At 72.3% G+C, this 26,253-nt stretch carries 3 protein-coding genes; all 3 read right to left on the bottom strand.

Features of this window, described 5'->3' with window-relative positions:
- Window positions 1-4: 4 nt before the first annotated feature.
- Genes ACSMXW_RS23925 through ACSMXW_RS23915 form a run of 3 tightly spaced genes read right to left on the bottom strand, consistent with a single transcriptional unit; the run spans window position 5 to window position 26,127 of the window.
- Window positions 5-9,526, bottom strand: coding sequence for a type I polyketide synthase (locus ACSMXW_RS23925; protein ID WP_485799238.1), 9,522 nt, complete (start codon window positions 9,524-9,526; stop codon window positions 5-7).
- A gap of 36 nt (window positions 9,527-9,562) precedes the next feature.
- Window positions 9,563-14,410, bottom strand: a complete 4,848-nt coding sequence (locus tag ACSMXW_RS23920) for a beta-ketoacyl synthase N-terminal-like domain-containing protein (RefSeq protein WP_485799237.1) — start codon at window positions 14,408-14,410, stop codon at window positions 9,563-9,565.
- Window positions 14,411-14,433: 23 nt separating this feature from the next.
- Window positions 14,434-26,127 carry an amino acid adenylation domain-containing protein gene (locus tag ACSMXW_RS23915; protein ID WP_485799236.1) on the bottom strand — a complete coding sequence of 3,898 codons (11,694 nt, stop codon included), beginning with the start codon at window positions 26,125-26,127 and terminating at the stop codon, window positions 14,434-14,436.
- Between the last annotated feature and the right edge of the window lie 126 nt (window positions 26,128-26,253).

Below are 26,253 nucleotides of genomic sequence, written 5' to 3'. Positions count from 1 at the left end.
CTTCTCACTGGGAGACGCCGCCGCGGAGCAGAAGCCCGGCGATGGCGTCGGCGGTCGGATAGTCGAAGACCAGCGTGGCCGGCAGGGTGACGTGTGCGCGCTTGGCGAGGCGGTTGCGCAGCTCGATCATGGTGAGCGAGTCGAGCCCGAGCGAACGCAGCGCCTTGTCCCTCGGCACCTCCTCGGGACCGGAGAGACCGAGTACCGCGGCCACCTCGTCGCGGACCATGTCGGCCAGTACGTCCAGCCGCTCGGATTCGGGCAGTTCCGCCACCCGGTCGTGGAGCGTCGGTTCGTCCTCCTGGGCACCGGCCTGGTGCGCGGTGGGGCGCGGCCCGACCAGCGCGCGCAGCACGGCGGGCGGTTCGGCGTCGCCGAGCGCGTGCCGCAGCGAGGCGAGCTCCAGGTGGACGGGCACCAGGTACGGTTCGGGCCGGGCCAGCGCGAGGTCGAGGGCGCGCAGTCCTTCGTCGAGGGTGAGGGTGCCGATGCCCTGGCGCCGCAGGCGGCCCAGTTCGGCCCTGCCGAGGTGCGCGGTCATACCGACGCCGGCCTGCTCCCAGAGCCCGAAGGCGAGGCTGAGGCCGGGCAGCCCCCGTTTCCGCCGGTGTGCGGCCAGCGCGTCGAGCGCGGCGTTCGCCGCGGCGTAACCGCTCTGGCCCGCGGTGCCCAGCGTGCCCGCCACCGAGGAGAACAGCACGAACGCCGCCAGGTCCAGCCGCCGCGTGAGCTCGTCGAGATGCCGGGCACCGAGCACCTTGGGTGCCATCACCCGGCGCAGCCGCTCCTTTGTGAAGCCCGGCACAAGGCCGTCGTCCAGCACACCGGCGAGGTGGAACACCGCCGTCCACGGATGTCCGGGGTTCACGGCGTCGTCCAGCAGGGCGGCCACCTCGGCGCGCTCGGCCACGTCGCACGCCACCACACGCACCTGCCGGGCGCCCGCGGCCTCCAGCTCCCGCACGAGCGCGTCGGCGGAAGGGGTGCCGGCGCCGCGCCGGGAGGACAGGACGAGCCGGCGCACGCCGTGCGCACGGACCAGGTGCGAGGCGAGCGCGCGGCCGAGTTCCCCCGTTCCGCCGGTGATCAGCACGGTGCCTTCCGGGTCGAGGGCACGCGGCATGGTCACCACCAGCTTGCCCACGTGCCGCGCCTGCTGCATGTGGCGCAGGGCGTGCGGGGTGTGGCGCACGTCGTAGGCGGAGCAGGGCAACGGGGTGAGCGCGCCCCGCGCGAACAGGCCGGCGAGTTCGGACAGCATGGAGCTGATCCGCGCGGGGGCGATGTCGGTCGTCACGTCATACGCGTGGTAGTCCACGCCGGGATGGTCCGCGGCCACCTCGGCGGGCGAGCGCAGGTCCGTCTTGCCCATCTCCAGGAAGCGCCCGCCGCGGGGCAGCAGCCGCAGCGAGGCGTCGGTGAACTCGCCGGCCAGGGAGTTGAGCACCACGTCCATGCCGCGGCCGCCGGTCGCGTGCAGCCAGGTGGCCTCGAAGCCGGTGTCGCGCGAGGAGCCGATGTGCGCGTCGTCGAGGCCGAGGGCGCGCAGCGCGGGCCATTTGGCGGGACTCGCGGTGGCGAACACCTCCGCGCCGCGCAGGCGTGCCAGCTGCACCGCCGCCATACCGACGCCGCCCGCCGCCGCGTGCACGAGCACCCGCTCGCCCGGAGCGAGCGCCGCGAGATCGTCGAGGCCGTACAGCGCGGTGACGAAGGCCACGGGGATGGTCGCGGCCGCCGCGAAGGTGAGCGCGTCGGGGATCCGCACCAGCCTGGACGCGTCCATCCGCGCCTCGTCCCCGAACGTGCCCATGGCCATGCCCATGACCCGGTCGCCGGGGCGCACGTGCGTCACACCGGCGCCGGTCTCCCGGACGATCCCGGCGCACTCCAGGCCCAGCCGGGGCGCGGGCACCACGTCGAGGGCGTTGAGCACGTCGCGGAAGTTCACCCCGGCCGCGCGCACCCGGACGCGGACCTCGCCTGGTGCCAACTCCCGGTGCTCCTCCTCGGAGGGCACGATGGCGAAGGCGTCCAGGCGTCCTCGTTCCTCGACGCGCAGGTGCCAGCCGCCCCGGTCCGGCACGGTCAGCGTCTCGCCCCCGCGAACCGGCCTGGCCCGTGGCACGAGCGCCGTCTGGCCGCGGAGGACCCACTCGGGCTCGCCACCGGTCCTGAGTACCCGCGCGAGGAGTTCGGGGTCGGGCGTCCCGGAGTCGAGGTCCACCAGGCGCAGGACGCGTTCGGGTTGCTCGGTGCGTGCCGCGCGCACCAGGCCCCAGAGCGGGGCGTGCGGCCAGTTGCGCACCTCGTCGTCCGGGCCCGACGGCACGGCGTGGCGGGTGATCCAGGTGAGTTCCGTGCGGCGGAGCCGGTCGTCGGCGAGCCATCGCTGCAGGGACCGGAGCGCGTCGGCGGTGATCCCCTGGGTGTCCTCTGTCTGTGCGGGGGCGGGGGTGGGGGTCCGCGCGGGGGTGTGACCGTGCGTCTGTACGGGTGCGGCGTCGGGCGCCGGCATGAGTGTGGGTGCGGGTGTGTCGCCGGCGCCGGGTGTCCCCGTGGGTGGGGGTGTGGCGCCGGGGAGGGGGATCAGGATCCGCTCGGGGGCGGCCGCTCCGGTGTCGAGCCTTGCGAGGAGAGCGTCCATGCCGGACACGACCTCGGCGCCGAGCGCACGTCCCAGGGCGACGTCACCGAGGACGACGGTGTCGCTGAGCCCGGAAGCCTCTTCGGCGAGGGGCGCGGCTTCGAAGTCGACGCGGTAAAGGTGCTCGTGGTGCGCGTGCGGGCCTTGGCCACCGTCCTCGGCCGTGCCGCGCTGCAACTGGAGTGCGCCGACCCGCGCGACCGGGGTGCCCGCGGGGTCGGCCAGCCACAGGGTGGCCCGGGTGCGATCGGGGTCCTCGCCGCGCTCGATCTCGGCGCGGACCCTGAGCTCGGTGGGGCCGGCGCGGTAGAGCTCGACGTCGGACCAGATGAACGGCAGGGGCGGCCTGGGGTCGGTGCTCGATTCCAGGAGCCCGGCCACGACGACGTGCAACGCCGCGTCGAGCAGCGCCGGGTGCAGGCCGTAGTCGGTCGCCTCCAGCGGCTGCGGCAGGCGTACGCGCCCGTAGTGGACGTCGTCTCGGCGGGCGAGTTCCTGGAGGCCTTGGAACGCGGGCCCGTAGGCGAGCCCCCGGTCCCGCGCACGTGCGGGGAAGTCGCCGAGGTCGAGGGCCTGCGCACCGGTGACCGGCCAGCTCCGGAGCTCCTCGAAGGCCGCCTCCGTCTCCGCGCCCGCACCGGCGCGCTTCGCCAGCTCGCCGGTGACGTGGTGCCGCCAGGTCAACGGCTCTTCGGTGTCCTCGGGCTGGCTGTAGAGGGCGAACGGGCGCCGTCCGTGTGCGTCGGCGGCACCGACGGTGGCCTGGAGCCGCAGCGCGGAGGACTCCGTCAGGACGAGGGGCTCCAGCAGGGTCAGCTCGGCCACGGTGTCGGCGCCTGCGGCGCGTGCCGCCGACAGGGCCACGTCGAGCAGGCCCGCGCCCGGCACGAGGACGGCTCCCGCGACCATGTGGTCGGCCAGCCACGGGTGCTCGTCCAGGGACAGCCGGCCCGTGAACAGATACCCGGGGCTGCCCGCCAGGGTCGTCATCGCGCCGAGCCACGGGTGCCCGGCGGGCAGGTGGCCCGCCGCGGTCGCGGTGGGGCGGGGTTTCGGTTCCGGTGCGTCCAGCCAGTGGCGTCGGCGCTGGAAGGCGTAGGCGGGCAGGTCGACGGTGCGGGCGCCGCGGCCGGCGAACACCCGGTCCCAGGCGACCGGATATCCCCGCACGTGCAGCTCGCCGAGCCCGCGCCAGAGCTGGTCGATGCCGCCCTGCTCGCGCCGCAGGCTGCCGATCACGATCCCGGGCGTCCCGGCGCCGTCTTCCTCTTCCCCGGCCGCACCGGCCGCACCGGCCGTACCGCAGGCGTCGGCCAGCGCGACCCCCAGCACGGGATGCGGACTCACCTCGACGAACACCCCGTGCCCGTCCGCCCGCAACCGCTCCAGCGCACGATCGAACCGCACCGGCTCCCGCAGATTCCGACACCAGTAATCCGCATCCAACTCCCGCCCGGAAAGGGGCTCTCCGGTGACGCTGGAATAGAACGCCACCCGTGCGTCAGCGGTGACAACTTCAGACAGTTCCTCACGCAACCCGGGCAACAACGCATCCATATGCGCACTGTGCGAGGCGTAGTCCACATTCACCTTCTGACAGAACGCACCCCGCCCCTCCATCTCCGCAAGGAACCGCTCCACCGCCCCCTCATCACCCGACACCACCGTCGACCTCTTGGTATTCACCACCGCAACCGACAACGACCCCCCATACGCCGCAATCCGCTCCCGCACCTCCCCCACCGGCCGCTCCACCAACCCCATCGCCCCACGCACCGCACACTCCCCCACCACACGACTGCGCAGCGCCACCACCCGAGCCCCCTCCTCAAGACTCAACGCACCACACACCACCGCCGCAGCCACCTCACCCTGACTGTGACCCACCACCGCAGAAGGCTCCACCCCCCAACCCCGCCACACCGCAGCCAACCCCACATACATCGCAAACAACGCCGGCTGCACCACATCCACCCGCCCCAAACGAGCAACACCCCCCTCAACCTCACCACGCAACAACGCCAACACCGACCACCCCGTATGACGCCCAAGCGCCCTATCACACTCCTCAACCGCCCCCCGAAACACCCCACTCTGCTCCAGCAACACCCTCCCCATCCCCCACCACTGCGCCCCCTGACCAGGAAACACAAACACCACCCGACCACGCACACCCACCGAACCCACAGCCACACCACCGCCACCACCACCCCCCGCAAGCACACGCAACCCCTCAACCGCCTCCCCCACCGAACCAGCCACCACCGCACCCCGCACATCGAAATGCGTACGGCTCCGGGCTGCGGTGCAGGCGATGTCGCGCAACGACGCGGGGGAGCGCTCGGTGAGCCACGCGGCCCACTGCCGGGCCTGTGCGCGGAGTGCGGGCTCGTCGGGGCCCGATATCAGCAGCGGGTACGCGAGGGTGTCCGGGGCCGGCGCGGTGGTGTCGGCGGACGTGTCCGTGGCGTGGGGCGCGGGCGCTTCTTCGAGCACGACGTGGGCGTTGGTCCCGCTCATGCCGAACGAGCTGACGCCCGCGCGCCGCACCCGCTTCGCCCGGGGCCACGGCCGGGGGCGCCGGAGGAGTTCGAGTGCGCTGCCCGCCCAGGGGACGTGTGTGCTCGGCGGGTCCGCGTGCAGCGTCTCCGGCAGCACCTCGTGCTGGAGGGCAAGCACCATCTTCATCACGCCGACGACCCCGGCGGCGGCCTGGGCGTGACCGAGGTTGGACTTGGACGATCCGAGGTACAACGGCCGCTCACGCCCGGCGAACACCTCGGTGAGGGCGCCCGCCTCGATGGGATCGCCCAGCACGGTCCCCGTACCGTGGGCCTCGATGGCGTCGATGTCGGCCGGGGTCAGCCGTGCGTCGGTGAGGGCGTCTCGCACCACTCGCTGCTGGGCGAGGCCGTTCGGCGCGGTGAGACCCTGGCTGCGCCCGTCCTGGTTGACCGCCGTGCCCCGCACCACGGCCAGCACACGATCGCCCGCGCGCTCGGCCACCGAGAGGCGCTTGAGCACCAGGACGCCGCAGCCCTCCGACCAGCTCGTGCCGTCGGCGCGGTCGGAGAAGCTCTTGCAGCGTCCGTCGGGCGCGAGCCCCTTCAGGCGGCTGAACTCGACGAACATCTGCGGAGTGCTCATCACCGTCACCCCGCCCGCGAGCGCCACGTCGCACTCCCCGCGGCGGAGCGCGGCACACGCCAGGTGCAGCGCCACCAGCGAGGAGCTGCACGCGGTGTCGACCGTGAGGGCCGGTCCTTCGAGGCCGAGGGTGTAGGCCACCCGGCCCGAGATCACGCTCGACGCGTTGCCGGTGAGCTGGTGGCCGTCGATGGCGTCGGGGTTCCAGCGCCGTTCGACGTCGTAGTCCGAGCTCATGGCGCCGAGGTAGACGCCGGTCCTGCTGCCCGCGAGGGTCTCGGGGCGCAGGTTCGCCCGTTCCAGCGCCTCCCACACCACTTCGAGAACCAGCCGCTGCTGCGGATCCATCGAGCGGGCCTGGCGCGGGCTGAGGCCGAAGAACGGCGCGTCGAAGAGTTCGACGTCGCGCACGAAGCCGCCCTCGCGCGTGAAGGTCCTGCCCGCGGCTTCGAGCTCCGGGTCGTGGAGGGCGCCGAGGTCCCACCGGTCCCAGCGGGCCGGAAACGGACCGATGGCCTCGCGGCCTTCGGCGAGCAGGTCCCAGAACGCCTCGGGCGTGTCGATCCCGTCCGGCAGCCGGCAGCCCATGGCCACGATGGCGATGGGGTCGTCGTCGGCACGCTTCGCCGGGGCCGCGGGGGCCGCAGGGGTGGCCGTTCGCCGGCCGACGGCGTCGGGCCCGGCGGCCGCCCGTTCCAGCAACAGCGCCGCGATCGCCCGTGGCGTCGGGTGGTCGAAGCCGAGCACGGCGGGCAGGGCGACCCGGGTCCGCGCGACGAGCCGGTTGCGCAGCTCGACCAGGGTGAGGGAGTCGAAGCCCTGGTCGCGCAGCACCGTGCCGGGCCGCACCGTGCCCGCGGGCCGCCCCAGTACGGCCACCGCCTCCCGCAGGACGAGGTCCACCAGCCACGGCAGGCGCTCGGGCTCGGGGAGCGCGGTCAGCTCCTCGCGCCACGCAGGGCCGTCGGCCACGGGATCGGCGTCGTCGTCCTCGCCGAGCCAGTGGCGTCGGCGCTGGAAGGCGTAGGCGGGCAGGTCGACGGTGCGGGCGCCGCGGCCGGCGAACACCCGGTCCCACGCCACCGGGTACCCCTGCACGTGCAGCTCGCCCAGCCCCCGGCACAGCTGGTCGATGCCGCCGCGCTCGCGCCGCAGGCTGCCCACCACGACCCCGGGCGTCCCGGCGCCGTCTTCCGCTTCCCCGGCCGCACCGGCCGCACCGCAGGCGTCGGCCAGTGCGACCCCCAGCACGGGATGCGGACTCACCTCGACGAACACCCCGTGCCCGTCCGCCCGCAACCGCTCCAGCGCACGATCGAACCGCACCGGCTCCCGCAGATTCCGACACCAGTAATCCGCATCCAACTCCCGCCCCGAAAGCACCTCCCCCGTCACACTCGAATAGAACGCGATCTCCGCATCACCAGCCGCAACTTCAGACAGTTCCTCACGCAACCCGGGCAACAACGCATCCATATGCGCACTGTGCGAGGCGTAGTCCACATTCACCTTCTGACAGAACGCACCCCGCCCCTCCATCTCCGCAAGGAACCGCTCCACCGCCCCCTCATCACCCGACACCACCGTCGACCTCTTGGTATTCACCACCGCAACCGACAACGACCCCCCATACGCCGCAATCCGCTCCCGCACCTCCCCCACCGGCCGCTCCACCAACCCCATCGCCCCACGCACCGCACACTCCCCCACCACACGACTGCGCAGCGCCACCACCCGAGCCCCCTCCTCAAGACTCAACGCACCACACACCACCGCCGCAGCCACCTCACCCTGACTGTGACCCACCACCGCAGAAGGCTCCACCCCCCAACCCCGCCACACCGCAGCCAACCCCACATACATCGCAAACAACGCCGGCTGCACCACATCCACCCGCCCCAAACGAGCAACACCCCCCTCAACCTCACCACGCAACAACGCCAACACCGACCACCCCGTATGACGCCCAAGCGCCCTATCACACTCCTCAACCGCCCCCCGAAACACCCCACTCTGCTCCAGCAACACCCTCCCCATCCCCCACCACTGCGCCCCCTGACCAGGAAACACAAACACCACCCGACCACGCACACCCACCGAACCCACAGCCACACCACCGCCACCACCACCCCCCGCAAGCACACGCAACCCCTCAACCGCCTCCCCCACCGAACCAGCCACCACCGCACCCCGCACATCGAAATGCGTACGTGTGGTCGCCAGGGAGTACGCGGTGTCGACCAGGTCGCCGTCCCGCGCGGCCTGGAGGTGGTCCGCCAGCCGAGTGGCGTTCTGCGCCAGGGCGGGTTCGGTCGTGCCCGACACCACGAGGCAGACCGGCTGTTCGGGGGCCGTCCTGCGATCGGGTGCGGGCCTCGTCGGGGCGGTCGGCTCGCTCGGCGGCGCCTGCCCGAGGGCGACGTGTGCGTTGGTCCCGCCGAAGCCGAAGCTGCTCACGCCCGCGAACCGCGGCCCGGTCGGCCACGGCCTGCGCGCGGTGACGACATCGAGTTTGTTCGCGGCGAAATCGATGCGCGGGTTGGGGGTCCGGAAATGGAGGCTCGGCGGAATCTCCCCGTGGTGGATCGCGAGCGCGACCTTGATGAGCCCCAGGATGCCCGCGGCGGCCTCCAGGTGACCGAAGTTCGTCTTGGCCGAGCCGATGCGGAGCGGCTCGGTCCGTCCGGGTCCGAACACGGTGCCGAGCGCGTTGGCCTCGATGACGTCGCCCAGCGGCGTGCCCGTGCCGTGCGCCTCGCTGTAGGCAGCCTCGCGCGGGGAGATGCCGGCGTCCCGCCAGGCCGCCCGCAGCACCTCCGTCTGCGCCTCGGGACTGGGGGCGGTCAAACCGTCGGACGCGCCGTCGTTGTTGACGGCGCTGCCGTGGATCACCGCGTAGATCCGGTCGCCGTCGGCCAGGGCGTCGGAGAGCCGGCGCAGCACGACCACCCCGCAGCCCTCGCCGCGTACGTAACCGTTGCAGTCGGCGTCGAAGGTCCGGCAACGACCGTCGGGGCTCTGCGTGCCGAGTTTCGTCATCGCCACCGATGTGTGCGGGTGCAGCATGAGATTGACACCCCCGGCGAGCGCGACGTCCGATTCGCCGCCCCGCAGGCTCTGCACGGCCAGGTGCACCGCCACCAGTGACGAACTCGACGCCGTCGCGACCGTCATCGCGGGACCGCGCAGGCCCAGTGCGTACGCGATGCGCGCGGGGATCACGGAATTGTCCCAGCCCGTGGCCGAATGCGCGCGGATCGCCTCGGCGTCGCCGCCGGTGAACAGCGCGTACTCCTGCCACATCGCGCCGAAATAGACACCGGTACGCGAACCGGCGAGGCGCGCCGGCACCATCCGCGCATCCTCGACGGCCGAATGGGCCGCCTCCAGCGCAAGGCGTTGCTGGGGGTCCATCTGCCGCGCTTCGGTGGGCGAGATGCCGAAGAATCCCGCATCGAATCCCGCGATGTCGTCGAGGAATCCGCCCCGGCGGTTCGCCATCTTTCCCGGCGCCTGTGGGTCGGCGTCCACCCATTCCGAAGGATTCCACCGGTCGGCCGGCACCTCGCGGACGGCGTCGACTCCCCCGAGAAAGGCCCGCCAGAGTTCGCCGGGGGTGTCGAGCCATGCGGGCAGCCGGCAGCCTATTCCCACGATGGCAATGGGCTGGCGGTCCGTGCGACCGGGAGACTTCGGCATGTCGGCGTCCGGCGTCGAGATACGGGTGACCATGTGAACCTTGCCTGATTCGTAGTCTGTTTTCGTAATCTATTGCTGTTCGGTGGACACCGTCGGCCGCGCGACCGCGTGGTCGCCGTTCTCGTCGGTGGTGTAGGTCTCCACACACGCCTGCTCGATCGCGGCGAGCGGCCCCGCGTCATGGAGAATCGTCATGTGGTTGGCCGCGTCGATGTCCACGACGCGCAGCCCGGGAAGCTCGCGCTGCCAGTCCTGCAGGTAATTGACATGGTCCAGCGAGAAGGTCTCACCGACGGCCTGGAAATAGGGTCGGAGATCCCCGAGGAAGAGCCCCCGGCGATTTCTGAAGTAGGTGCTGTGCACGGCCTCGGGACGCGCCAGCGGCCGAATCTCGTACTCGCCGATGCGATAGGCCAGTTGGACCCCGATGTTGCGCCGTACGAAGTCCACGATCTGCTCGCGACGCATGGAGAGGCCCCGCTCGGCCGCGAGATCGGCGAGCCGGCGCACGGCATCCGCCTCGTTCGGAACGCCGGCGATCTCGTCCTGGTGGATGAGATGCGGCCGCACCTTGGCGAGACTCTTCTCACCGGCCGGCCACAGCAGCGAGTTCACCACCTGAAGGGCGGCGCTCTGCTCCGACGCGGCCCCGTTCTCGTTCGACTTCGCCAGGCCGGTGGGGTCCGGCGAGTCCACCATCATCAGCGAGTTCACGACCTGACCCCGCTCCTGGAGCAGGCGGGTGATCTCGTACGAGACGATTCCCCCCAGGCAGAATCCCCCGATGTCGTAGGGCCCTTCGGGCTGCACGGTGCGTATGATGCCGACGTAGAATTCCGCCATTCTGGGTATACCCTCGATGGGCGGGTGCTCCGTCATAAAGCCACGGGCCTGTATTCCATAGAACGGGCGACCGATCCGCGCGGCGATCGGGCGATATGCCTCGACGCTGGCCAGGGCGCCGTGGATCCAGAACACCGGCCGGCCTTCGGTGACGCCGTTCAGGTGCACGAGCTCCGGGAACCGCGCCGCCGTGTCCGTCGGCCGGTCGCCGTCCGCGGCCACGGTCGACAGCTTCGCCACCACGTCGTCCAGGGTGGTGTGCACCTGGAGCCAGTCCGGCTGGAACGCCGGGAACGCGCCGCGGAGCCGGCTCAGCAGTGCCACCTGGAGCAGCGAGTTGAGGCCGTAGTCGGCCAGCGACTTCCCGCTGTCGATCTCGTGCTTCCCAAGTCCCAGCACGGAGGCGACGAGCCCGGTGACGAAGTCCTCCGTCCCCCGCGCGCCGCCGCCCACGCCGGCGGTGGACCTCGCGGGCTCGGCGGTGACCGGGGGGCGTTCCGGGGCCTGCGCGCTGAAGCACGTCCGCTGCTCGAACGGATACCCCGGCAGCGGAACCCGCCGGCGGCGCGTTCCCCGGTGCAGCAGGGCCCAGTCCACGGGCGCGCCCGCGACCCAGCGGTCGGCCAGGAGATCCATGCGCCGCTGCGCCACCAGGGCGCGAACGGACTCGTCGCCGCCTGGGGGTGACCAGTCGGCGGTGTCCCCGTCGAGCCGCGCGCCGTCGGCCTCACCGTCGTGCCGGGCACCCTCACCGTCACGCCGGGCACCGTCCGCGACCGCCACCCGGGCGCGCGTCTCCGGGTCGCCGCCCAGCCATCCGGCGAGGATCCCGGCCGCCTCGGCGCCGGTGGCCGCGACCAGTGCCAGTCTGTGGTCCATCGCCTCGCGCCCCACCTGCAGGGTGTAGGCGACGTCCGCCCAGCTCACCGTGGGGCCCGCGCCGTTCAGCCAGGTGACGAGCCGCCGCGCCCGGTCCCGCAGAGCCGCCTCGGTTCTGGCGGAGAGAACGAGGACCTGCGGCGCGCTCTCCTCGTCCGGCGCGCAGGCGTCCCCGCCGGGGACGGGCACGTCCGCACCGTACTGTTCGAGCACCACATGCGCGTTCACGCCGCCGATTCCGAAGCTGTTGATGCCCGCGCGGCGCGGGAGCACCCGGCCGTCCTCGCCGGTGCGGACGGGCCACGGCACTGAATCCGTGGCCATCCGGAGCCGGGTTCCCTCCAGGGAGATGGCCGGGTGCAGGCGGCCGAAGCCCGGGATCGCGGGGATGACGCCGCGCCGCACGGCCTGCACCGTCTTCACCAGCGCCGCGAGGCCCGAGCACACCTCGGTGTGCCCGATGCACGGTTTCAGGCTGCCCAGGTAGACGGCGGAGTCGTCGTCGCGGGCGGAGGCCGGCGGCGCCGTGCCGCTCCGCAGGCCCGCGGCGAGCGCGGCGATCTCCGCGCTGTCCGCCAGCATCGAGCTCATCCCATGGGCCTCGACGTAGGAGACAGTGCCGGGATGGACGCCGGCGTCGGCGTAGGCGCGCGCGATGGCGGACTTCATGCCGCGGATGTTCGGGGCCGTGAACGACACGCCCCTGCCGCCGTGGGCGACGCCGGTGCCACGCACGACGCCGTAGACGAAGTCCCCGTCCTCGATCGCCCGGCCGAGCGGCTTGATCAGTACGGCGCCGACGCCCTCGCTGCGCACGGTGCCGTCGGCGTCCTGCTGGAACGGGCGGACGGTCCCGCTGGGGCTGAGCATGCCCGCCGCCCGCATTCCGGCGAACCCGGCCGGTGACATCACCAGGTTGACCCCACCGACGAGGGCCTGGTCGCACTCGCCGTCGCGGATCGACCGTATGGCACGGTGCAGGGCCACGAGTGACGACGAGCACGTGGTGTCGCACTGCTCGCTCGGGCCCGTCAGATCGAGCAGATAGGAGACACGGTTGGGAATCAGCCCCGGCGACGGCAGGCTCATCAGGCTCGGGCCGCCGCCGGCGTCCGGCACACCGGGCCGGTACTCGCCGGGGCCGGCGGCGATGAACACCCCCGTGGGGCGCGCCCGCAGTTCCGCGGGCCGGTAGCCCGCGTCCTCGACGGCGTTCCACGCCGCCATCAGCATCAGGCGCAGCTCGGGGGAGACCTGCCGTGCCTCCGTCATCGACATGCCGAAGAAGAGCGGGTCGAATGCGTGGATCCCGGCCATGAACCCGCCCCGGATCGCGGCCGTGTCCACGCCGTCGCCATGCAGCGCCCAGTCCGGGCGCTCCAGCGGCGGGGTGGTGATGCACCGTCTGCCCTCTTCGATGACGCGCCAGAACTCGTCGACGTCGTCGGCCTGGGGGAACCGTGCCGACATCCCCACGATGGCCATCCCCTCGGGCTCGGCCGCCTCCCCGGCCGCTTCCGCTCCGCCGGCGGCGGCCGGGCCCGCCGCCGGCCGCACGGCTCGGTCTCCTCCGCCGGGCGGGCCGGGCCGCGGGGAGGTCTCGGGCGGCAGGGCGGCACGGATCTCCAAGGCGTGGTCGGCGGTGATGAACGCGACCAGCTCCGCCAGCGTTCCGTGCTCGAAAAGCACCGTGATGTCCAGGTCGATGTCGAGCCTCTCACCGACGGCACGTGCCACGTTCACCGCGAAGATCGAGTCGAGGCCGTAGTTCGAGAAGGACTCGTGCCGGGCGATGCGGGACCGGTCGATGCGCAACGACTCCGCGAGGACGTCGAGCACCGTCTCCTCGACATGGGTGAACAGCCGGTCCCCGGACGCGGGCTCACCGGCCCGGGCGGCGGGCGTGGACACCGGCTCGCCGGACGCGGCGGCCCCGGACGCGGGCCCACCGGACGCGGGCCCACCGGACGCGGGCCCACCGGACGCGGCGGCCCCGGCTGCCGACGCGCCGCCCGGGTCGGCCGGCGCCCGCCCGGCCGTCTGGGGCTCGTGCGCCGGCGCACTCCCCCGCGGCCGCGTCGCCGGGTCGGACACCGTGCCCGGTACGGATGCGCGCGGCGTCGCGCTCGGCTGCCGCACGACCCCGTCGCTCTCGGCCACGATGATCTGCTGCCCGAGATCCGCGGCCTCCCGCACCGGCAGCGTGACCGGGCCGTACCCCTCCTCGGTGAGGACGCGCCGCCAGCCTTCGGCCGACAGGATCGGACTACCCGGAATGCGTAGTTCCGGGTCTTCGTAACGCCACCACCCCTCAAGCAGACCGAACGTGAACTGGTTGATCAGGTTGTTCACGGTCAGCTCGTTGAGCAGCAGGAGACCACCCCTCTTGAGGGTCGCCTTGGTGTTCCGCAGGGTGGTGCGGATGTTCCGGGTGGCGTGCAGGACGTTGGCGGCGATGACCACGTCGTAGCCGCCGACGGGGAGGCCCTGTCCGGCCACCGCCCGCTCGATGTCCAGGATGCCGTAGGTCAGGAACGGGGCGCGGGGCCCGTAGGACCGCTCGGCGTGGTCCAGGAACGCCCGTGAGAGGTCGGTGTAGCGGTACTCCCGCACCGCGAGGCCGGCGGACCGCAGGGCGTCCAGGACGACGGCGCTCGTCGCGCCCGTGCCCGCGCCGATCTCCAGGATCCTCGGCTCGAAGCCGGGCTCGGCAGCGGCCCGGTGCCGTAGGTGGGTGACGAGCTTGGCGGCCAGCACCCGGTTGAAGAACTCCGACGCCGGGTTGGTCTTGTACGCGTTCTCGACCAACTCCATCGAGGCGCCGGGGAACATGACCTCCGTGGCGGGCCGCTTCCCGGTGAGGATGTCGGGCAACGCCTGGAGTGCCGTCTCCACCAGCAGGTGGGTGGCGGCCAGGTCGGGATTCCGCCGCCACCGCGGCCCGTCCGCCTCCCACTCGCGCCACAGCTCGCCGAGCGGCCGGTGCGGCCGGGCCCCGCCGGTCAGGACGCTCCCACCCCGCCGCTCCAGGTAGCCCTCGGCCTTCAGGACCCGGACGGACTCGGCGAACCACGCGTCGTACGCCGGCGGCAGACCGGCCGCTTCCCGCGCCGCACCCACCGTCTGCTCCGGCCGGCGGAACGCCCCGAGGGCGTGCAGCTGAGCCCAGAGGAAGTCGAGCAGCAGCCGTTTCATGATCGTCCTCCGAAGGTGCGCGGTCAGATCGCGAGCGCCGTCAGTTCCCTGGTCCGTGCCCGCAGCCGCTCCAGACCGTCCAGCGCGTCCCGGAGCTCCCGATGGTCGGTGTGGACCACGGCCGACGACGGCGAGGGGTCCTCCGCGCGGAGGAGGATCTCGTCGTCCGACACGGTGATGCCCCGGGTGTTCAGGGCGGGGCCGAACTTCATCAGGGTCAGCTGGTGCGCCGGTCCCGCAAGCAGCAGCTCGATCGCGGCCATGAGTTCGCCGGGCTGGATGAGCGGGGCACCCGCGCCCACCACGGCCGGACGGTCGTCCCCTTCCACCGCGTTGTTGAAGCAGTACCCCAGGTTGATCACCTTCGCGGCGCACCCGTAGCGGCGTTCCGCCGTGAGCGCGAAGGAGTCCATGAACGTGCAGGCGGCGGCGTAGTTCGCCTGCTTGATGGCCTTCAGGTACGCGTTGATGGACGAGAGGAAGAGCGCCACGTCGAGCGACTCGCCGCCGAACACGTCGAGCAGCCGGGCGCTCGCGTCGACCTTGCCGCGCAGCACCTCGTGGAAGTCCGCCTCGGTCATCCTGGCGAGGCTCGCGCCCGAGAACACCAGGCCCGAGTGGATGACGCCGTGCACGCGCCCGAAGAGCCGTACCGTCTCCTCCCGCGCCCGCCGGAGGGACTCGGCGCTGGTGGCGTCGGCGCGCACGTAATGCGGTGCCGGTCCGGCGGGGCCCGCCGCCTTGGCGATGGCGGCCTCGATACGCGCGTCCCGCGGGCGCCGCCCGAGCCACACCACCTGCGCGCCGTACCGGCGGATCAGATACTCGCTGATGGCCGTCCCCAGCCCGCCGGCCCCGCCCACGATCACGTAGGTACCGCCCTGCCGCAGCCGGGACGACGTCGGCTCATCGGCCCGGACGGGCGTCAGCCGCTGCCGGAACCACGTGCCGTTCCTGCGGATGCGCACGTTGCCGTCCGGGTCCGCGGGCAGGCTCAGCACGGCGGAGAGCGACGGGGTGTCGTACGCGTCGACGTCCGCCACCCGGACCGCCCAGTTCGGGTACTCCTTGGCCACCGAGCCGGCCAGACCCGCGACGCCCGAGTGGGACGGGTCGACGGGCTCGGACGCGTACACCGCGTGCGCGCGCCGCGTGACCAGCGTCAAGCCCAGGGAGCGGTTGCCGTAGCCGGCGGCGAGGAGCGCCTTCAGCACCCGGAAGACGTGCAGTGTCCCGGCCGACTGGGCGGCGACGACGTGGTCGCCGGACGGCCCCTCCGTGTGCTCGGGCGCCACCCAGACGACGTGGTCCAGTACCGGAGCGGACCGGAGTGCGTCCTCGATGTCGCGCCGCGTGCCGTCCGCCGGAACCGCCAGCACATGCGCCGACGGATACCGTGCGGCCAGGACGTCGCGCGCGCCCTCGGTCGCCGCGATGACGCCGACCGTGCCGGAGACGGGCGGGCTGGGTGCGGTCTCCGCCTCGGGGGCCGGGGCCGCGTCCGGGTCCGGGTCCCACGTCGGGAGCAAGGTGACGGCGGGCGGCTCGGCCCCCACGGCCGGGGCGGCCGGCGGGGCCGCGTCCGGGAGGGCCGGCCGGACGGCGGCCGGGGCGGCCGGACGGGCCGTGCGCTCGGTGCGGCGGCCCGTGATGCCCCGGAGGGTGAGGCACACCGTGCCGCGGTCGTCGGCCAGGTCGATGTCGATCCGTTCGGCGCCTCGTGTGGTGCCCGGACCGGTGCCTGGCGTCCCGTCCCGGTCGGCGTCCCGTGGGTCGTGGCGGTCTGCGCCTTCCGTGGTGCCGCCGCGGCGGACCCAGGCCCACATCGTCGGGGCGCACGGCCCGAGGATCTCCGCCTTCTTGATGGCGAAGACCAGCCCGGTGGAGGTGGGGTCGCTCCCCCCGTCCTCGGACTCGGCCAGCAGCCGCATGCACTGCATCGCCGAATCCACCAGCGCCGGATGGAGCGCGAAGCCGCGCGCGGTGTCCCGCACGGAGTCCGGCAGCCGCAGCTCCGCGAGCACCGCCCCTCCGGCCTCGTACACCGCGGCGCAGCCCCGAAGTGCCGGGCCGTAGTCGATGCCGCGCTCGCGGTACTCCGCGTAGAAGCGTTCCGGGTCGGTCGGGGTGCGCCGGAACTCCCGGAGCATCGCGGGCAGGTCGAGCACCCGCCGCTCCGGCCGCTCGGCGTAGGAGATCCGGCCCTGGCAGTGCGTCACCGGCTCACCGCCCGCGGCCCCCGCACCGTTCGCGGGGACTTCCGCACCGTCCGCGGACGCTTCCGCGGAGCGCACCTCGAAGCGGGTCGCGCCGCCCTCCGGGCGCACCTCCACCCGCACCGTCCGCGGGCCCTCCGGCACGCCGAGGGGGCGCAGGAAGGCGATGTCGTGCAGGCACACGGCGGCCCCGTGCGAGGCGCCGCCGGTTCGGCGAGCGGCCGCGTAGGCCCACTGGAGGTACATCGCCCCGGGCACGATTGCCGTCCCCCCCACCCGGTGCTCACGCAGGTAGAACTCGTCGCCGGTGAGCACCGTGTGCTCCGGTGAGCGGTCGCTCACCGGCGGGGTGTCGCGCGTGTCGCGCGTGTCGCCCGCCGGTGTGGCGGCCACGGGCGCGTGGCCCTGCGGCGCGTCGTCCCCCGGTGTGCCGCCCGCCATCGCGGCAGGGGCCGGCGCGGCACCCGCCGGCGCGCCACTCGGCGATGCGCCACTCGGCCATGCGCCACTCGGCCATGCGCCACTCGGCCATGCGCCACTCGGCCATGCGCCACTCGGCGATGCGCCACTCGGCGATGCGTCACTCGGCGATGCGTCACTCGGCGATGCGTCACTCGGCAGTGCGTACCGTGTCCGCTCGAAGGGGTAGCCCGGCAGCGGCACGCGACGGGGGCGCCCCTCGCGGAACAGCTCCTCGAAATCGGGTGTCCGGCCGTCGAGGTACTCCGCGGCGAGGACGTGCGCGCGTGCGGCCGTCCCGCCCCCACCGGCCACAGGCTCCTTCGCACCGCTCTCGCCGGAGAGCCACGCGGTGAGCCGGCGCTCCAACTCGGCCACATCCCGCACCACACGCGCCCACCGGTGCTGGAAGTGGGCCCGGCCGAGGAGGAGTGTGCAGCTCACCTCGCCGAGGTCCAGGTCCGGGTGCTCCCGGCAGTGCCGCGCGAGACGGGTCACCTGCTCGCGCAGCGCCTCCGCCGTCCGCGCCGACAGCGCGACCAGCCGGGGACCGCCCAGCGTGCCGCGCCGGGGCGGCTCCGGTGCCTCCTCGATGACGGCGTGGGCGTTCGTCCCGCTCGCCCCGAGCGACGTGATCGCCGCGCGGCGCCTGCCGCCCCGCGGCACGGCCCACGCCCTCGGCTCGGTGTGCACGAAGAACGGGCTCCCCTCCAGCGCGATGCCGGGGTTGGCCGTCCGATGGTGCAGAAGCCCCGGCATCGTCCGGTGCTTCATGGCCAGCAGGGTCTTGATGATGCCGATCACACCGGCCGCGGCCTGGGCGTGGCCGATGTTGGCCTTGCTCGACCCCAGGGAGCAGAACCGCTCCTTGTCGGTGTGGGCGCGGAACGCACGCTCGATCGCCCTGAACTCCACGGGGTCGCCGAGCTTCGTTCCCGTGCCGTGCGCCTCGACCAGTTGGATTCCCTCGGGATCGATGGCGAAGTCGCGGTAGAGCCGCCGGATCAGCTTCTCCTGGGACGTGCCGTTCGGGGCGGTGATCCCGTTGGTCGTGCCGTCCTGGTTGATCCCGATGGCGCGGACCACCCCGTGGATGTGGTCCCCGTCGGCCTCGGCATCCGAAAGCCGCTTCAGGACCAGGACGCCGACGCCCTCCGCGGGGACGAACCCGTCGGCCGCCTGGTCGAACGAGCGGCACCTTCCCGACGGGGAGAGCATCCCTGCGCGCGATCCCGCGACGTAGAGCCGGGGTGAGTTCTGGACGTACACACCGCCGGCGAGCGCCAGATCGGCGTCGCGCGCCCACAGCCCCTGGCACGCCAGGTAGACGGAGACGAGCGAGCTGGAGCACGCGGTGTCGACCGCCATCGCCGGGCCGTGCAGGTCCAGGTAGTACGCCATCCTGGAGGGCACCAGCGAGTTCATGTTGCCCCAGAACGCCTGTGCCGGGTAATCGGACTCCGTCCGCAGGTCGAAGTAGTCACCGGCCGTGCAGCCGACGTAGACGCCGCACCGCTCGCGGTCGATCGACCCCCCCGCGTGGCCCGCGTCCTCCAGCGCGTTCCACGCCTCCTGGAGGAACAGCCGCTGCTGCGGCTCCATGTACGCGGCTTCCACCCCGGAGATTCCGAAGAACAGGGGATCGAACTCGTCGATGCCGTCCATGAACCCCCCGGCCGTGCACCGGCTGCGCAGGGACGCCGGATCCCAGCGGGACACCGTCGTCACGGGATCACGGCCCTCGACCAGCTGGCGCCAGAACGCGTCGACATCCCGTGCGCCCGGGAACCGGCCGCTCATGCCGATGATGGCGATGGGTTCCCTGCCGCGGGGGGCTTCGGCGACCGGTGGGGCATCGGTGACCGGCGGGGCATCGGTGCTTCGAGATGCTTCGGCGACCCGCGGTGCTGCGGTGACCCGCGGTGATCCGCCGGCTTCGGTGATCCGAGACTGCTCGACCCGCGCATCGGGGGCCGGAGCGGGCGCCCGGCCCGTCTCCGGCTCCGCGCGCTCCGCTCCGCGCCCCCGCCTGTGGGCGGTGATCGTGTCGCCGTGCTCCTGGAGAACGAATGCCGTCAACCGCCGTATGGAGGGGTTGTCGAACAGCACGCTGGGATCCAGGTCGGTGCCCAGCGACTCGTTGAGCATCCGCACCAGATTGACGCCCGTGAGCGAATCCAGACCGTAGTCGGCAAACGGCAGATCGACCGCGAGTTCGTCCCTGCCGAGCTTCAGGGAGTCCATCAGCGCCCGCGCGAGGGTCTCTTCGACATGCGTTTCGAGCGAGCTCTCCGAGGACGTGCCGAGTGGCCTCTCCGGGGGCGCTGCGAGTGGACTCTCCGAGGACGTGCCGAGTGGCCCCTCCGGGGGCGCTGCGGCTGCGCTCTCCAGGGGCGCCCGGAGCGCGCTCTCCCGCTCCGCCGCCCCGGAGGCGGAGTGCGACACCCGCGAACCGACCCGGGCCACCACGATCTGCTGCCCCAGCGACCGGGCCCGCTCGGTCGGGAAGTGCACCGCGTCGAATCCGCTGCCACGGAGCACGTCGTGCCACGAGGCAGACGACAGTGCGGGCCCGCCGTCGATGCGCCGTCCGTCCGTGGGGCGCCACCAGCCCTCAAGCAGCCCGAAGGTGAGGTGCGACCACAGTTCGTTCTCGGCGAGTTCGTTGAGCAGGAGGACCCCGCCGGGACGGAGCAGCGCCTTCGCGTGCTCGACGGAGTCCACGATGTCCCTGGTGGCGTGCAGGACGTTGTTGGCGACGACGATGTCGTACCGGCCCGCCGTGAGACCCTGCTCGCCGGGGGCCCGCTCCACGTCGAACGTCCGGAACGTCAGATACGGAACGTTTACCGCGAACCGGTTCTCCGCCTCGATCAGGAAGGCCTTGGAGATGTCGGTGTAGCAGTACTCCGCGACGGCGCGCCCGACGTCTTCCAGCTGCTCGAACACGCGCTCGCTGGTGCTGCCGGTTCCGGCGCCGATCTCCAGTATCCGAATTCCGGATCGCCCTCCGCGAAGGCGCTCCGCCACCTCGGCACGTACGGCGCCGGCGGTCACCGCGTTGAAGTAGTCGACGGTCGGGTTCCTCTTGTAGACCGCCTCGACGAGTTCGAACGACCCCCCGGGGAACATGACGCCGGTGGCCGCCGACTCCCCCGTCAGGATCGCCGGGAGGGCCTCGATCATGCGCTCGGCCAGGGCCGCCTTGGCGGCCGGCTCGGGATCGCCTGCGTGCGCGTCCTTCCACTCGCGCCACGCCCGCCACGCCCGCTCCGCGTCCGGCGCACCGTCCCGCGGCCGCACGTACTCCCCGTCACGGACCAGCTCGCCGCCCGCCATCAGTACGTTCACACTGTGGTCGAGCCATCGGGCATATCCGGCCGCGACCGTGCTCCCCGCCCCGATGTGCGCGCGCCGCACGGGCTCGCGGAAGAGCCCGATCGCCGTCAGCTGTGCGAGCATCAGCCGGCGCAGGACGCCGTTCATGTCGGCTGTGGTCCGCTGGTGCCGCGCCAGGAACCGGTCGACCCCGTCGGCCCCGGCCGCGGCCGCGAGCAGGGCCCTGGCGTCGACCGGCCGGCCGTCGTGGGACGCCGTCGGTCGCGCCGGCTCCGCCGCGGAAGCCGTCGGGGCCCGCCCCGGTCCCCCCGGCCTGTCCCGCTCCGCCGCCGGGGCCGGCCAGAACCGCTTCGTGTCGAACGGATACGTCGGCAGGCTCACCCGTCCCGGCGCCCTCGCGCCGTGGTACACGTGCCAGTCGACGTCGATGCCGCTGACCCACAGGGGCGCGATCTTCTCCCACTCGCCGCGCGTGAGCCACTCCGCGGCGAGGTCCTTGAGCTGCGCGGTCCGGGCGAAGAGCGAGACCAGTTCGTCGTCATGCCCCCGGACGGTGCCTTCGAACGACGCTTCGGGCACGCGCCGTTCGACGTGGGCCCTGACCTGCTTGGCCAGCCCGTCGAAGTCGTCCGCGACGAAAGCGACCCGCCTGGCCATGGCTCGCCGCCCGACCTGGAGCGTGTACGCCAGTGACGCCAGGTCCCCGCCTTCGCTCCGGTACTCCGGCAGGAACGCGAGGAGTTCCCGTGCGAGGGCGTCGAGCCGTTCTCCGTCCCGTGCCGAGAGGACCACCAGGTGCGGCCCCGGACGCCCCGCGGCGGAGGGCACCGCGCGCGTGTGCCGGCCCGCCTGCTCCAGCACCGCGTGCACATTGGTGCCACCGATGCCGAAGGAGCTGAGTCCCGCCCTCGGGGGCTCGGTGCCGCTCCCGTCCAGGCGGATGCTCCGATCGGCCACGAAGAACGGGGAGTTCCCCCAGTCGATCTCCGTGTTCGGCACGTCGCAGTGCAGGGTGCGCGGGATCTCACCGTGGTGGAGGCCCAGGGCCACTTTGATCAGGCCGGCGATCCCGGCGGCCGCGTCGAGGTGTCCGATGTTGCTCTTGACCGACCCGATTCCGCAGTACCGGCTCCGGCTCGTGTACTGCCGGTACGCCTCGGTCAGCGCCGCGACCTCGATGGGGTCGCCCACCTTGGTGCCCGTGCCGTGCGCTTCGACGTAGCGGATCGACTCGGGGTCCACCCCGGACCTGTCCAGCGCCTTGCGGATGACGTCGGCCTGGCCCTGGACGCTCGGTGCGTAGAACCCGGCCTTGTCGCCCCCGTCGTTGTTGACCGCGGTCCCGCGGATCAGGCAGTAGACGTGGTCGCCGTCGGCGAACGCGTCGCGGGCGCGCTTGAGCAGGACCGCGCCCACCCCTTCGCCGCCGGCCATGCCGTCGGCTCCGTCGTCGAACGCCCGGCACCGTCCGTCGCTGGAGAAGTTCAGGCCCGGCTGGTGCACATAGCCCAGCTCCATCGTGGAGAAGAGGCTGGCCGCCCCGACGAGTGCCTGATCGACCTCGCGGGAGAGCAAACCCTGGCACGCCAGGTGGATGCCGCTCAGGGCCGACGAGCAGTTGGTGCTCACCGCCATGCTGGGCCCTCGCAGCCCCAGCTTGCTCGAGATCATGGTGGGCACGCTGCCGCCCTGCGCCAGCAGCCACGCCGCGTAGCCCTCGGCGCTGGAAAGAACACGTGTGCCCGCCGCGTTCTCCATCAGGCTCGGCAACAGGGCCTGGTAGAAGTTGGTGCTCGTCGAGGTGAAGACGCTGGTGTCGGGGACGTCCTCCGGGCGGTAGCCGGCGTCCTCCAGGGCCTGCCAGGCGTGCAGCAGCAGGAGGCGGCCCTGCGGATCCATGAGTTCGGCGTCGCGCGGGGAGATCCCGAAGAACGCGGGGTCGAACTCCGCCTTGCCCTCGATGACCGCACGCTGTGGCACGTAGTCGGAACGGCTGATGAGCTCGTCCGGCACGCCGAGCGCGCGCAGTTCCTCGGGCGACCACGAGGTGCTGCCGCTCTTCCCCTCGCGCAGGTTCCGCCAGAACTCGCGGTGGTCCCTGGCCCCGGGGAACCGGCAGGAGATGCCGACGACCGCGACCGAGTCGTCGAGGTACGCGTCACCGGGGTGGGCCTCGCCGAGGGCGGACTCTTCCGGTGTCCCCTTCCGGCGGGGACGGGAATTGGTCCCGCGGGGACCGGAATCGTTCCCCCGTGGTCCGGAATCGTTCGGTCGGGGACCGGAGTCGTGCCCCGAGGGACCGGAATCGTTCCCGCCGGAAGCAGAGTCGAGGTGCCGGGGCGCGCTCGGCGCTTCCGCCCGCGCCGGTGAGGCGGCTTCCGATGGCACCAGCCCCTCAACGTGCCGGGCCATGGCCGCGATCGACGCGTGCGCGAACAGGGTCGCCGGCCGCAGCCGGCAGCCGAACGTGCGGTTGATGTTCTCCACCACGTCGATGGCCGTGAACGAGTCGCCGCCGATGTCGAAGAAGCCTTCGTCGCGGTCGATGTCCTCGCGGCCGAGCGCGTCCGCGAAGATCCTGCGGACGCTCCGCTCGATGCGGCGCGCACGGGTGGCGGCGGAGGAAGACCGCTCCCGGACGGCCGGCGCCGGCTCGGCGGAGTCACCCAGCCTCGCCCGGTCGATCTTTCCGTTGGCCGTGCGCGGGAAGGCCTCCAGCGTCACGAACGCGCTCGGCACCATATAGGCCGGGAGGGTCTTCGCCAGGTGCGCGCGCAGCGCCTTGGGACCGGGGGCACGCGCGGGGTCGCCGTGCACCGTGACATAGGCCGTGAGCCGTTCCGACCGGGCCTTGTCCTCGACCACCACGACGCTCTGGGCGACGTCCGGATGGCCGTTCAGCGCGGTCTCGATCTCGCCGAGCTCGATACGGTAACCGCGGAGCTTGACCTGGTGGTCCATGCGTCCGAGCAGGGCGATGTCGCCGTCGGGCAACCGGCGCGCGAGGTCGCCCGTCCGGTACATCCGCCGGCCGCGATGGAACGGGTCCGCCACGAATCGCTCCGCCGTCAGGTCCGGCTTGCCGTGGTATCCCAGCGCGACGCCGTGGCCCGCGATGCACAGCTCGCCCGGTACACCGACGGGTACCGGCTGCATGGTCCCGTCGAGAACGTACACCCGCGTGTTCGCGATCGGCTCTCCGATGGTGACCGGTTCGCCGCGGCGCAGCCGCTTCGCCGTCGACCAGATCGTGGTCTCCGTGGGCCCGTACAGATTCCAGACCTCGGCATCGCCGAGGGACAGGAGCCGGTCCTTCAGGTTCTCCGGCAGCGCCTCCCCACCGCAGAGGATCCGGACCCCGCCGGTGTTCCGCCACCCCACGCGCAGCAGCATGGCCCAGGTCGCCGGGGTGGCCTGCATGAGGGTGGGCCGCCACTCGGCGATCTCCTCGGCGAGCAGCGTGGCGTCGGTGACCGTCGTGGCGTCGCTGATGCGGCAGTGCCCGCCGGTGATCAGCGGCAGGTAGAGCTCCAGGCCGGCGATGTCGAAGCCGTATGTGGTGACGGCCAGCAACCGGTCGCTCGGGGTCGCGTCCAGGGTCCGGGCCATGGCCAGCAGGAAATTGGTCAGCGCCCGGTGCGGCACCGCCACGCCTTTGGGCTGCCCGGTGCTCCCCGATGTGTAGATGACGTACGCGACGGCAGGCGCCGTCGACTGCGGGTCCGCGGCCGCGGAACCCACGGTGTCCCCGGACCCGGAACGGGGGGCGCCCGCGGGCTCCGAACGCACCGCGTCCCCGGCCGGCCCTTCCCGCACCCCGTCACCGCGGTCGTCCGGACGGTCCGTCACATGAAGCGTCGCCCCGTGCGTCCGCACCGCCGACAACGTGTCCACGACGGCCTCGTGGCAGACGAGGACCCCGGCCCCGCTGTCCCGGATCATGTACGAGAGGCGCTCGGCCGGAAAGTCGGGATCCAACGGCACATACGCGGCGCCGCGCTTCATGATGGCGAGGAGGGCCACGATCAGATCGAGCGATCGCTCGAAGCAGACGCCCACCGTGTCCCCGGCGCCGACGCCCCGCCGCCGCAGCGCCTCGGCCAGCGCGGAGCTGCGGTCCGCGAGGTCGCGGTAGGTCAGGGTCCGCTCCCCGCAGGTCACCGCGGGCCTGTCCGGGTTCGCCTCCGCCTGTGCCGCGAAGAGGTCCCAGCAGGTCCGGTGCTGGGGGTAGTCGGCGTCGGTGCGATTCCACTCGTCCAGGACGAGCCGGCGCTCGGCCTCGTCGAGCAGGTTCAGGCGGCCGAGTGCGGTATGCCCGTCCGACGCCACGATGTCGTCGATCAGGTTGACGAAATGGTCGGCCATTCGCCCGATGGTGGCCGCGGAGAACGCGGTGGGGTGGTACTTCCAGTGGAGCGCGAGTCCGTCACCGGGGACCACGTCCAGCGTCAGGTCGTATTCACCCAGTTGGTGCAGACCGTCCACGACCTGGAACGGCCAGGTGCCGCGGAGTTCGGCGGCCAGGTCGTCGAGATGACCGGAGAGCGAGAAATTCTGGTAGTTGTAGACGACGTGAAACACCGGTGACCGAAGGTCCGCGCCGCGACCGCCGAGATCGCGCACGATACGGTGAAACGGGTATGCCCCGTGCTCGATCACCTTGAACACCGTGGCTTGGACGCGTTGCGCGAACTGTGTGAACTCGTCCGATTGCAGCGGCCTGCTTCTGATGGGCAGCGTGTTGATGAAGTAGCCGACCACCGGGTCGAAGCGCTCCAGCGGGCGGCCGGACACCGGCATTCCGATGACGATGTCCTCCTGCCCGGTGTACCGGTGGAGGAGCGTCTTGAAGACGGTCAGAAAGAAGATTCCGGCACTGATGTCGTGTGCCGCGGCGAAGGAGGTGACGGCATCGATCTGCTCCTTCGACAGCCGGCGGGTGCAGATCTCGTTCTCATGAGGCGCGTCCGGAGCCAGGGTCGCCCGGGTGGGCAGGCCGGTGAGGGGAATCATCCCGGCGAGTTCCCGCGTCCAGAAATCCCGGTCGCGCTCGGCACGCGCGTCACCGAGAAACTCCCTCTCCCACGCGACGAACTCACCGAACGACGCGGGGAGCGGCTGGAGGGTGGGCGCACGGCCGGCGACCCGCGCCTGATAGGCACGGAGCAGGGTGTCCAGCACCAGACACAGCGACGTCCCGTCGATGACGATGTGGTGCACCACCAGGAGGACATAGCTCTCGGACTCGCCGCGGGACAGCACGGACAGCCGGACCAGGGGGTCACCGGCCAGGTCGAACGGCCGTTGCGCGCGGTGTTTCAGATGGTCGAGCACATCGCCGGACGGAACATCCGAGATGTCGGCGTACTCCACCTGGAAACCGCCGGCGTCACCCTGCGACAGAAAGGGCCCGCCGGCGCCCTCCCGGACCCGGGCCGAGAGAATCGGGTGCCGCGCGACCGTGTCGCGCAACGCCTCCCCGAGAGCGACGCGGTCGACGTGCCGGCACGACAGGCAGACCGGAACGTTGTACGCGTATGTGTCCGGCTCCATCTTGTGCAGCGCCCACAGGCCGCGTTGCCCCTCCGACAGGGGGAGTTCCGTGTGCTTCTCCAGCTCCGCGAGAACGTCCGCAGTCGAGAGGGCGCCCGCGCCATACCTCTGAATGATTTCGTCAAGGGCCAGCGGGCTTTCCCAGCTCACGAAAGGCCCTCGAACAGGTCCTCCGCCGGTGCGGCCGCGCACAGAAAAGGCCACTTGTCAGAATCCATCGCTCCCCCTGCGATTTCCCCACAGAAACAGATAACAAGCCGCCAGGCCATGGATGTG

It is taken from the genome of Streptomyces sp. DSM 116793 (assembly GCF_057320905.1).
This window is presented reverse-complemented; position numbering and strand designations above follow the sequence as displayed.

Coding starts and splice junctions, on each gene's coding strand:
- ACSMXW_RS23920 (WP_485799237.1), bottom strand. CDS start 14,410: ATGAAACGGCTGCTGCTCGACTTCCTCTGGGCTCAGCTGCACGCCCTC.
- ACSMXW_RS23925 (WP_485799238.1), bottom strand. CDS start 9,526: ATGGTCACCCGTATCTCGACGCCGGACGCCGACATGCCGAAGTCTCCC.